The following is a 10932-nucleotide window of genomic DNA, read 5'->3' on the forward strand; positions in this document are numbered from 1 at the left end:
GCGCCGTGTTCCCTCCCCCGCCTGAAGGCGGGGGTCACCACGCTCAAGAGGGACTGATGATCGAGATCTGGCCGGGTGACCCTTATCCTCTCGGGGCCACTTACGACGGCGCGGGAACCAACTTCGCGCTCTACACCGAGGCCGCCGAACGCGTCGAGCTGTGCCTGTTCGACGAGGAGAACAAGGAGACCAGGGTCACCCTCACCGAGTGTGAGGGCTTCGTCTGGCACGGATATCTGCCGGGCGTCGGCCCGGGACAGCGGTACGGCTACCGGGTGCACGGCCCGTACGACCCGCCGAGAGGGCAGCGGTGCAATCCCGCCAAGCTCCTCCTCGACCCGTACGCCAAGGCGGTCGAGGGGGATGTGAAATGGGACGAGGCGGTGTACGGCTACCGCTTCGGCGAGCCCGACAGCCGCAACGACGCCGACTCGGCCGACTTCGTGCCGCGCTCCATCGTGATCAACCCGTTCTTCGGGTGGGGGCACGACCGGCCGCCGAGCACGCCGTACCACGACACGGTGATCTACGAGGCGCACGTCAAGGGCCTGACGATCAACCACCCGAAGATCCCCGAGCGGATCCGCGGCACGTACGCCGCGATCGGCCACCCGGAGATCATCGATCATCTGACCGCGCTCGGGGTGACGGCGATCGAGCTCATGCCGGTGCACCAGTTCGTCACCGACCACGTCCTCGCCGAGCGGGGCCTGACGAACTACTGGGGCTACAACAGCATCGGGTTCTTCGCGCCGCACAACGCCTATTCGAGCACCGGGCAGCGCGGCGGGCAGGTGCTGGAGTTCAAGGCCATGGTCAAGGCCCTGCACGAGGCGAACATCGAGGTCATCCTCGACGTGGTCTACAACCACACGGCCGAGGGCAACCACCTGGGGCCGACGCTGAGCATGCGCGGCATCGACAACGCCGACTACTACCGCCTGGTCGACAACGACAAGCGGTACTACATGGACACCACGGGCACCGGCAACAGCCTGTTCATGCGCTCCCCGCACGTGCTTCAGATGATCATGGACTCGCTCCGCTACTGGGTGATCGAGATGCACGTGGACGGCTTCAGGTTCGACCTGGCCTCCACGCTCGCGCGTGAGCTGCACGAGGTCGACCGGCTGAGCGCCTTCTTCGACCTGGTCCAGCAGGACCCGGTGCTGTCGCAGGTCAAGCTGATCGCCGAGCCGTGGGACGTCGGGCCGGGCGGCTACCAGGTGGGCAACTTCCCCGCCAGGTGGACCGAATGGAACGGCATGTACCGCGACACGATCCGCGACCTGTGGCGGGGCGAGCCCGCCGCGCTGCCCGAGTTCGCCTCCCGGCTGACCGGCTCCAGCGACCTCTACCAGGACGACAGCCGCCGCCCCGCCGCTTCCATCAACTTCGTCACCTGCCACGACGGGTTCAGCCTGCAGGACCTCGTCTCCTACAACCACAAGCACAACGAGGCCAACGGCGAGGACAACCGGGACGGCGCCGACGACAACCGCTCCTGGAACTGCGGCGAGGAGGGGCCCGCCTCGCTCGCGATCGAGTCCCTGCGCGAGCAGCAGAAACGCAACTTCCTGACCACGCTGTTCCTGTCCCAGGGCGTTCCGATGATCTCCCACGGCGACGAGTTGGGCCGCACCCAGCGGGGCAACAACAACGTGTACTGCCAGGACAACGAGCTGAGCTGGGTCGACTGGTCCGACATCAGGGAGAACTGGCTGCTGCTGGAGTTCACCCGGCGGCTCGCCAAGCTCCGCGCCGACCACCCGGTGTTCCGCCGGCGCCGGTTCTTCTACGGGCGGCCCGTACGCGGTTCGGAGGAGAACCTCAGCGACATCGCCTGGCTCACTCCGAGAGGGGAGAAGATGACCGACGCGGACTGGAACGTGGGGTACGCCAAGTCGCTCGCCGTCTTCCTGAACGGCGACGCCATCACCGAGCCGGACCGCCGGGGCCGGCAGATCGTCGACGACTCGTTCCTGCTGCTGTTCAACGCCCACCACGACGTCATCAAGTTCACGCTTCCGAAGGACTACGGCGAGATGTGGCTGACGGAGATCGACACGGCGATGCCGATCACGGTCGACACCCGGGTCTGCCGGGCCGGAGAGAGCGTGCCGGTGGTCGGCCGTTCGGTGAGGGTGCTGCGCCGTGTCTGAGCCGACGACCCAGCCGGTCCCCGAGCCCGTCCCTGAGCCCGCTCTGCCGCCGGATCCGCTGCCCGAGCCGGTGCCTGAGCCCGCTCTGCCGCCCGATCCGCTCCCCACTCCGCTGCCCGAGCCGGTTCCCGGGCCCGGCCTGCCGCCGGACCCCCTGCCCGATGTCCGGCCCGGTTCGGTGCCGCCGCAGGTCGCCCATGACGAGCTCCTCGCGGACGCCGCCCTCGGGACCGGCGGGGACGTGACCGACCCCTTCGAGCTCCCCGAGGAGGCGCCCGCGCCTCCGCCGTCGCCCGGCTCGTACGAGGTCCCGGTCTCGACCTACCGCTTCCAGCTCACCCCCGACTTCGGGTTCGACAAGGTGGCCGAGCTCGCGCCGTACCTGCGCGATCTGGGAGTGAGCCACGTCTACCTGTCGCCGATCCTGCAGGCCGTGCCGGAGTCGCGGCACGGCTACGACGTGACCGACCACTCGCGCGTGCGCGAGGAGTTCGGCGGCGTCGAGGGTCTGCGGGAGCTGTCGGCGACCATGGCCCAGCACGGGATCGGCATCGTCGTCGACATCGTGCCCAACCACATGACGATCCCGGTGCCCGAGTCGGGCAACGCGCAGCTGTGGTCGGTGCTCAAGGACGGGCCGGGCTCGCCGTACGCGTCGTGGTTCGACATCGACTGGTCCGTGGAGGACGGCGACGGCACCGACGGCGACGGCGGCAAGGTGAACATGCCGGTGCTCGGTGACGAGGGCGAGACGGTGGCCGACGGCGACGTGCTGCGCTACCACGACCACGAGTTCCCGCTGCCCGACACGTACTACCGGCTGGTCGACTGGCGGCGCGGCCCCGGCTACCGCCGGTTCTTCGACGTGTCCTCGCTGATCGGGGTGCGGGTCGAGGACCCCGAGGTGTTCGACGCCACGCACGCCGTCATCCTCTCGCTGGTGGAGGAGGGGGTGATCCAGGGGCTGCGGGTGGACCACCCCGACGGGCTCGCCGAGCCGCGCGGCTACCTGTCGCGGCTGCGCGAGAGGTCGGGTGTGTGGACCGTGGCGGAGAAGATCCTGGTCGGCTCCGAGCGGCTGCCCGCCGACTGGGAGTGCGACGGCACCACCGGCTACGAAACGCTCAACCGGATCACCGGCCTGTTCGTCGACCCGGCGGGCAGGGAGCCGCTGGTCGAGCTGTTCACCCGGCTGACCGGGGTCGGCGGCGACTACGCGGCGGTGGTCCGCGAGTCCAAGGCGGAGGTCCTGAACCTGTTCTTCGGCGCCGAGATCGACCGGCTGCACGCCGTCGTCGGCTCCGACCGTCAAACGCTGGTGGAGTTGCTCGCCGCGATGCCGGTCTACCGGGCCTACGCGGTGCCGGGGGAGCCGGTGCCCGAGGTCTCGGCGAGGATCGTCGAGGAGGCGGGGCGGGTCGCCGCCGGACGGCTGCCGGAGGGCGCCCCGGTGGCGGAGGTCGTCGAGCGGGTCCTGACCGGGCCCGCCGACGCGGTCACCCGCTTCCAGCAGACCTGCGGCCCCGTGATGGCCAAGGGGGTCGAGGACACCGCCCTGTACCGCTGGTACCCCCTGTCCTGCCTGAACGAGGTCGGCGGCGAGCCCGACCGCTTCGGCGGGTCCGTCGAGGAGTTCCACGCGTTCTGCCGGGAGATGTCACCGGGCACGATGACGACGCTCTCCACGCACGACACCAAGCGTTCCGAGGACGTACGGGCCAGGCTCGCCGTGTTGTCGGAGATGCCGGAGGAGTGGGCGGCCGCGGTCGGCGAGTGGTCGTCGAAGGTCTCCTTCGACCCGGCCCTCGACTACCTGGCCTGGCAGAACCTGATGGCCTCCTGGCCGATCGGGCCCGACAGGTTCTTCGACTACCTGTTCAAGGCGGCCCGTGAGGCCAAGACCTCGATCTCCTGGGCCACCCCCGACCCGGCCTACGAGCGCGGCATCCGCGACTTCGTCGGCCGGGCCGTCGAGGAGTGCGGCGCCTCGGTCGCGGAGTTCGCCGCGAGGATCGAGCCGTACGCCAGGTCCAATTCGCTCGGCCAGAAGATCGTCCAGCTCATGCTGCCCGGCGTGCCCGACGTGTACTGGGGCAACGAGATCACCGACTTCTCCCTGGTCGACCCGGACAACCGGCGCCCGGTCGACTTCCAGCTGCGCCGCCGGATGCTCTCGGCGGCCCAGGCCCACGCGAGCCAGGAACACCCGGACGAGCCGCACCCGAGCCCCGCCGCCACGGCCGCCCTCAGCTGGGACGAGGCCAAGCTGGCGATCACCGCCCGTGCCCTGGACCTACGCCGGAGGCTGGACCCCGAGGCGCCGTACGTCCCGATCGAGGCCGGGGAGCACGCGATCGCCTTCGCGAGGGGGGAGCGGGCCGTGACGGTGGCCACCCGGCTGCCCGTCGGCCTGGAGCGGCGCGGCGGGTGGGGGAGCACCACGCTCACCCTGCCGCATGGCACCTGGCGGGACCTGCTGTCGGGTACCGAGTACACCGGCCGGATCCCGCTCGCCCACCTGCTCTCCGTTCACCCTGTCGCGCTTCTGGAAAGGGTCTGACCGATGTTCGAGGTATGGGCGCCGTCGGCGACGGCGGTTGACGTGGAGATCGGCGAGGTCCGCTACCCGATGTCGTCGGCGGGCGGCGGCTGGTGGGCGGTGGAGGTCCCCGGCGCGGGGCACGGCACCGACTACCGGTTCCGGCTGGACGGGGGCGAGGCGCTGCCGGACCCCAGGACGAGGTGGCAGCCCGAGGGGATCTTCGGGCCGAGCCGGGTCTACGACCACGGCCGCTTCGAGTGGGGCGACGCGCTGTGGCGGGGGCGTGACCTGCCGGGCGCGGTCATCTACGAGCTGCACATCGGCACCTTCACCCCCGAGGGCACCTTCGACGCGGCGATCGGCAGGCTGGAGCACCTGGCGGAGCTCGGCGTCGACTTCGTGGAGATCATGCCGGTGCCGCCGGTGCCCGGCGGACGCAACTGGGGTTACGACGGCGTGGACCTGTGGGCCGTCACCGAGACCTACGGCGGCCCCGACGGGCTCAAGCGTTTCGTGGACGCCTGCCACCGGCGCGGGCTCGGCGTGATCCTCGACGTCGTCTACAACCACCTCGGCCCCTCGGGCAACTTCCTCGCCCCCTTCGGCCCGTACTTCCACTCCAGTGCCTCCTCCTTCTGGGGGCAGGCCGTGAACCTCGACGGCCCGGGCTCCGACGAGGTGCGCGCCTACTTCGTCGGCAACGCGCTGCAGTGGCTGCGCGACTACCACATCGACGGCCTGCGACTGGACGCCGTGCACGCCCTGCACGACAACCGGGCCGTGCACCTGCTGGAGGAGATCGCCGTCGAGGCGGAGGCGCTGTCGGCGGCGGTGGGCAGGCCGCTCACCCTCATCGCCGAGTCCGACCTCAACGACCCCAGGCTGATGACCCCTCGCGAGGCCGGGGGGTTCGGCCTCGCGGCGGCCTGGAACGACGACGTTCACCACGCCCTGCACGTGGCGGTGACCGGTGAGCGGCACGGCTACTACGACGACTTCCACGGCGCGCTGCCCAAGGTGCTGGCTCGCGCCTACTACCACGACGGGACCTACTCCTCCTTCAGGGGGCGCTCGCACGGCCGCCCGGCGTCCCACGTGCCCGGTTACCGCTTCGTCTGCTGCGCGCAGAACCACGACCAGATCGGCAACCGGGCCGAGGGCGACCGGATGGCGCCCGAGGCGCTGCGGCTCGCCGCGGGACTCCTGCTGACCTCGCCGTTCACGCCCATGCTGTTCATGGGGGAGGAGTGGGGGACGCGATCGCCGTTCCTGTTCTTCACCGACCACGTCGAGCCGCAGCTGCGCGAGGGCGAGGGGGATCGGCGGCGGCGGGAGTTCGTCGGCTTCGGTTACGACGACTGGGCGGACAAGGCCCCCGACCCCGGTGAGGAGATGACGTTCCTGCGCTCCAAGCTCGACTGGAGCGAGCTGGACGACGACGCCCACCGGGCGCACCTCGACTGGTACCGGGCGCTGATCGCGCTGCGCCGCGCTCACCCGGAGCTGACGGACCCGAGGCTGGACCGGGTACGCGTCGACCACGGCGAGTCCTGGCTGGTCGTGCACCGGGGAGGGCTCAGGGTGGCGGCGAACCTCGGCCCGGTCGCGCTCACGGTGAGGCTCGGGACGGGCAGGGCGGCACGATCAGGGCCCGATCACATCCTGCTCGCCTCCGACCCGTCGGCGACCGTGGAGGGGGAGGAGCTCTTCCTGCCTCCCCGATCCCTCGCGATCGTGCGGCTGGATCCGGCGCTCTGACCGGCCGGTGATCCCCTGATCCGCCTGACCGTCGTGGCGGCCGTCGCGTCGGCGGTGACGGTCAGGCGGCCACGTGGTTGCGCAGCCGGAGGTCCTCCGGGTACGGGGAGAAGTAGGTCTGGTCCCGTACGTAGTCGGCGGCGAGGCTCTGGGCGTGGTGGCGGATCAGGGTCGCCGGGACGCTCAGCGCCACCTGCCCGGCCCGGTAGGAGGCGATGACCTCCGCCAGATCGGCGCGGCGTGCCGGGTCGAGCGCGTCGCCCACCATTCCCACGCAGTGCTGCAGGACGTTGACGTGCCGGCCGATGCTCGCCTTGGTGGCGAACGCCGTGTCGAAGACGCGGGTGTAGTCGGCGGCCAGCTCCTCACGGGGCCGCGTGCCCGCGCCGGCCACCAGCCGGCCCGCCTCCCTGAAGGCGACGGGGTCGTGGGCGAGCAGCTGCATCTTGTGCCGGGCGTGGAAGGACACCAGGTCGCGAGGGCGCCAGTCGCTCTCCAGCAGGGCGCGGAGCCGGGCACGGGCGAAGATCCGTTCCACGAAGTTCTCGCGGAGCAGCGCGTCGTTGAGCCGTCCCTCGTCCTCGACGGGCAGCAGTGGATAGGCGTCGAGGACCACGCCCGCGAACACCCCCCTGCCCTTGCGGCCCACGGTCGTGCCACCCGCGTGGACGGGGATGCCGTGCACCCCGCAGCTGGGGCTCTTGGACTTGAGGATGTAGCCGTCCACCTCCAGCAGGGCGGGAACCCGCTCGGCGGCGAGGGCGGTCATCCTGTCGGTGAGGTCCACCCGGCTCTTCCTGGTGACCAGCCGCGTGCCCTCCGGTGAGCGCTCCAGGCGCAGCGTCTCGCGTGGGCTGCCGAGGCCGATCTCCATCTCCGGGCAGATGTGCACCCACTCGACGTGCTTGTCCAGTTCGTTGTTGAGGAACCGGTTGCGGCTGTGTCCGCCGTCGAACCGGACCGGCTCGCCCATCAGGCAGCTGGACACCGCGACCTTCGGCCTGACGGCCCGCCGGCCCGCCTCGTCGGTTCCGTTCATCTCGCCCATCTCGCCCACCTTGTCCATCTCGTCCATCGCGCTCGAACCGCTCGCGCCACGCACGGCGGACACTTTCTCCCGGTGTGGTGCGGCGTCCCGGTCGCGCGTCGTGGCGGTGCCGAGGATGCCGGACAGGCGGCGCAGGCCGCGTGCCGTACGGGCCTTGATCGTGCCGAGCGGGATGCTCAGCCTCTCGGAGATCTCCCGCTGGGTCAGGTCGTCGTAGTAGGCCAGCTCGATCGCCTGGCGCTGCGGCTCGGGCAGCCTGGCGAGTGCCCGCCGCACCTGGTCGCGCTCCGCCAGCTCCTCGCCGTCGGCCCGGCCGTCGTCGCCGACGGGGTCCGCGATCACATCCAGCGGCACCGTTTGGAAGGTGCGTACCCGCAGCTGGTCGACCGCGCGCTTGTGGGCGATCCCGAGCATCCAGGCGGGGAGGCTGCGTTCCGGGTCGAAGCGGTGCCGGGAACGCCAGACCTCCGCGAACACGACCTGCTGAAGATCCTCCACATCCTGTGGTCGAACGAATCGCCGCAGGTAGGAGCGGATGAGGGGCCCGTGGGTGCGGAGGCACTCGGTCAGGGCCGCCTCGTCGCCCTCGGCGAACCGGGTGTTCAGGTGGTCTGTCATGATGCCCCCTTGTCTCAATAACCTACTCAAAACTTATTCATAGTCGCTCGACGGCGGTGATCGCAAGTGGGGGCAGGGAGATACCCGCAGGTCCGGCGGGTCCGGCGGGGAGTTCGGTGAGGAGAGGACGACACCACGCGACCGGGAGCGAAGAAGGCGGGACGTTTCCGAAAGGTGGCCCAGCGTGACAGGAGGAGGCGACGCGGGAGGGTCAGGCGAGGGCGGGCCGAGGGAGCCGAGGGCGGAGGACGGCGTGCCGGGAAGGGGTCAGGCGAGGGCCGCGGTGGTGACGCGGGTGAGGGCGTCCTGGAACGACGTGACCCGGGGGACGGACGCGGGCAGGCTGTCCCACCAGCCGGGGCCGCCGGCGACGATCAGGCTCGACGGGCGGAGCGTGGGCAGAGAGGCGAGGGGGGCGGGGTCGCCGGTCTCGAGCTGCTGGGACCAGACGAAGACCACCGAGGGGCACAGCCGCCGCATCGCGTCCGCCAGCGCCGGGTACGGGGTCCTGGCGCCCAGCACCCTGGTCTCCACGCGGTGGTCGGTGGTGAGCGCCGCGGCGAGCGCGTAGAGCGGCAGGCTGTGCAGGTCGTTCTCGGCGCAGGCGAGCAGGACGGGGCGGTCACCGGCCGGCCGGGCGGGGCGCTCGGTGAGGGCGATCAGCGCGGCGAGCAGCCGGTCGGAGAACAGGTGCTCGATCTCGATGCTCGCCCCGTTCTCCAGCTGGCGCCTGCAGATCGTCTCGAAGACCGGCAGGGCCAGGCACTCCCAGGTCCACCGCACGCCGTGTCTGGCCAGCGCCGCGCCGATCCACTCCTGGACGGTCCCGCTGTCCAGCGTCATCGCCGCCCGCGTCAGCATCGCCACCGTCGGCACGCTCGGCGGCCGCGCCGCAGGGAGGGACGGGATCTTTTCGCGGGCGGGCCGCCCGGCCTCCCGCTCCGCCGGAGGCGGTGGGACGGTCTCGATCTTCAGGACCTCCCGTGCCGCGTCGGAGGCGGGCACCCCGCTCCTGATGAGCCGGTTCATCTCCTCCAGGCGCCACAGGTCGCGGGCGTCGTAACGACGGTGCCCCCCCGGGCTCCGGCGGCTCGGACCCACGCCGTAGCGTAGGTTCCAGGTCCGCAGTGTGGGGGCGGGCACTCCAAGGCGTCGAGCTACGGCCCCGATGCCGTAGCTCGGTTCCTCTACGGTCGCCACCTGACGCTGCTCATCCATCCCGTCCCATTTTAGGCCTGCCACCTGTCGTACCAGCTTGACAGGCGGCGCGAGCGGTCGCTCCATGAACACCTATTCGATTTTCGGGCCCCCGGTGGATGCAACCAGCGGAGTGTGACCGGGCGAAAGGAAATCGTGACCGATATTGTGATCGTTTTGTTCAGCCGCGATCTCCGGGTGCACGACCATCCGGCGCTCGCCGCGGCGTGCGAGCACGCACGTCATGTGGTCCCCCTCTTCGTCGCGGATCCCTCCGTGCCCGGCGGCGACCGCCGGGGATTTCTCGCCGAGTGCCTCGCCGACCTGCGCGAGTCGCTCCGTGAGCGGGGTGGTGAGCTGATCGTGCGCCGTGGTGATCCGATCGCCGAGACGATGCGCCTGGCGCGGGAGACGGGGGCACGGGCCGTCCACGTCAGCACGGACGTCAGCACCCTCGCGCGACGCAGGCAGCGGCGCCTGGCCGAGGAGTGCGAGCGTGCCAGGACGGCGTTCCACATGTTCCCCGGTCTGACGATCGTGCCCCCCGACGCGCTCAGGCCGTCGGGCGGAGGCGACCACTACCGGGTCTTCACGCCCTACTGGCGGGCCTGGGCCCGGCAGCCGCGCAGGGAGGTGCTCAAGGCTCCCGGTGTGGTGCGCGTTCCCGACGGCGTGTGGGCCGGGAGGCCGCCCGAACCGGGGCGCGCGTCGCACGAGCTGTTCAGAGGTGGTGAGACGGTCGGGCGCCGGAGGATGAGGCAGTGGCTGAAGCACTGCGTGGACGACTACGCCGACGGCCACGACGACATGGCGGGTAACCGCACCTCCAGGCTCAGCCCCTACCTGCGCTTCGGCTGCGTCTCGCCGCTGGAGCTGGAGGCGCTCGCGAGGGAGGTGGGAGGCGTGGGGGAGGGCGAAGGCGGGGGTGCCGAGGAGTTCGTCAGGCAGCTGTGCTGGCGTGACTTCTTCTACCAGGTGACGCGGGCCTTCCCGCGCATCAACCGCGACGACTACCGGCCGCGCGGGCACGAGTGGCGCGACGACGACCACGCGGCACAGGCGTGGAAGGAGGGCATGACCGGGGTCCCGATCGTGGACGCGGGGATGCGGCAGTTGCTCAGCGAGGGATGGATGCACAACCGGGCCCGCATGATCGTGGGCTCGTTCCTCGTCCGGCGGCTCGGCGTCGACTGGCGCGTCGGCGCCGACCACTTCTTCGATCTGCTGCTCGACGGCGATGTCGCCAACAACTACGGCAACTGGCAGTGGGTCGCCGGGACGGGCAACGACACCCGGCCCAACCGGCCCGTCAACCACATCCGGCAGGCCAAAAGGTACGACCCGGAGGGCGAGTACGTCCGCCGTCACGTCCCCGAGCTCGGCACCGTGCCCACGAGGATGATCCACGAGCCCTGGAGGCTCCCCTCGGGTGTCCCGGGCTATCCGGCGCCCCTGGTGTCCATGGACTGAGCCGGCCGGGTCGTCGCCCGCCGAGGCGCGAACCCTCGCGACGGGCCTCACGATGAGAAGCCCCGGCGGTGGTGGGGGGGGGATGATCGTCACCGCCGTCGGAATCGGCGGCGACAGCGAGGGCGGCGGGGGCTGGG

At 71.0% G+C, this 10932-nt stretch carries 6 protein-coding genes and 1 pseudogene; 4 read left to right on the forward strand and 3 right to left on the reverse strand.

All coding sequences use genetic code 11. The features are described 5' to 3' along the window. Positions 1 to 56 precede the first annotated feature (56 nt). Genes glgX through treZ form a run of 3 tightly spaced genes read left to right on the forward strand, consistent with a single transcriptional unit; the run spans position 57 to position 6462 of the window. Entirely contained in the window at positions 57 to 2162 is a 2106-nt protein-coding gene (gene glgX, locus ABT352_RS31010; RefSeq protein WP_350948521.1) for a glycogen debranching protein GlgX, read from the forward strand. Continuing rightward, positions 2155 to 4722 carry a malto-oligosyltrehalose synthase gene (gene treY, locus ABT352_RS31015; RefSeq protein ID WP_350948522.1) on the forward strand — a complete coding sequence of 856 codons (2568 nt, stop codon included), beginning with the start codon at positions 2155 to 2157 and terminating at the stop codon, positions 4720 to 4722. The genes glgX and treY overlap by 8 nt, the downstream gene beginning before the upstream one ends. Before the next feature lie 3 nt (positions 4723 to 4725). Beyond that, entirely contained in the window at positions 4726 to 6462 is a 1737-nt protein-coding gene (gene treZ / locus ABT352_RS31020; protein ID WP_350948523.1) for a malto-oligosyltrehalose trehalohydrolase, read from the forward strand. A 61-nt stretch (positions 6463 to 6523) separates the two neighbouring features. Here treZ and ABT352_RS40795 read toward each other — a convergent pair whose 3' ends face one another. The 3 genes and pseudogenes from ABT352_RS40795 to ABT352_RS31030 form a co-directional block, all read right to left on the reverse strand. Further along, positions 6524 to 7501, reverse strand: a complete 978-nt coding sequence (locus ABT352_RS40795; RefSeq protein WP_502992910.1) for a YbgA family protein — start codon at positions 7499 to 7501, stop codon at positions 6524 to 6526. Between the two features lie 141 nt (positions 7502 to 7642). Further along, positions 7643 to 8128 (reverse strand): annotated as a pseudogene (locus tag ABT352_RS40800) (RNA polymerase sigma factor); the annotation flags it as partial. Positions 8129 to 8395: 267 nt separating this feature from the next. Beyond that, on the reverse strand, positions 8396 to 9346 hold the full coding sequence (locus ABT352_RS31030; protein WP_350948525.1) for a MerR family transcriptional regulator: 951 nt from the start codon (positions 9344 to 9346) through the stop codon (positions 8396 to 8398). Between the two features lie 135 nt (positions 9347 to 9481). Here ABT352_RS31030 and ABT352_RS31035 point away from each other — a divergent pair, with 135 nt between their 5' ends. Then, complete coding sequence (locus ABT352_RS31035; RefSeq protein ID WP_350948526.1) at positions 9482 to 10795, forward strand: cryptochrome/photolyase family protein; 1314 nt, start codon at positions 9482 to 9484, stop codon at positions 10793 to 10795. The last annotated feature ends 137 nt before the right edge of the window (positions 10796 to 10932 follow it).

This window comes from Streptosporangium sp. NPDC000563 (genome assembly GCF_040299985.1).
Classification (GTDB): Bacteria; Actinomycetota; Actinomycetes; order Streptosporangiales; family Streptosporangiaceae; genus Streptosporangium.

Excerpts from the sequence above, each read along its gene's own strand:
- glgX (WP_350948521.1), top strand. The coding sequence starts at position 57 with ATGATCGAGATCTGGCCGGGTGACCCTTATCCTCTCGGGGCCACTTAC.
- treZ (WP_350948523.1), top strand. The coding sequence starts at position 4,726 with ATGTTCGAGGTATGGGCGCCGTCGGCGACGGCGGTTGACGTGGAGATC.
- ABT352_RS40795 (WP_502992910.1), bottom strand. The coding sequence starts at position 7,501 with ATGAACGGAACCGACGAGGCGGGCCGGCGGGCCGTCAGGCCGAAGGTC.
- ABT352_RS31030 (WP_350948525.1), bottom strand. The coding sequence starts at position 9,346 with ATGGATGAGCAGCGTCAGGTGGCGACCGTAGAGGAACCGAGCTACGGC.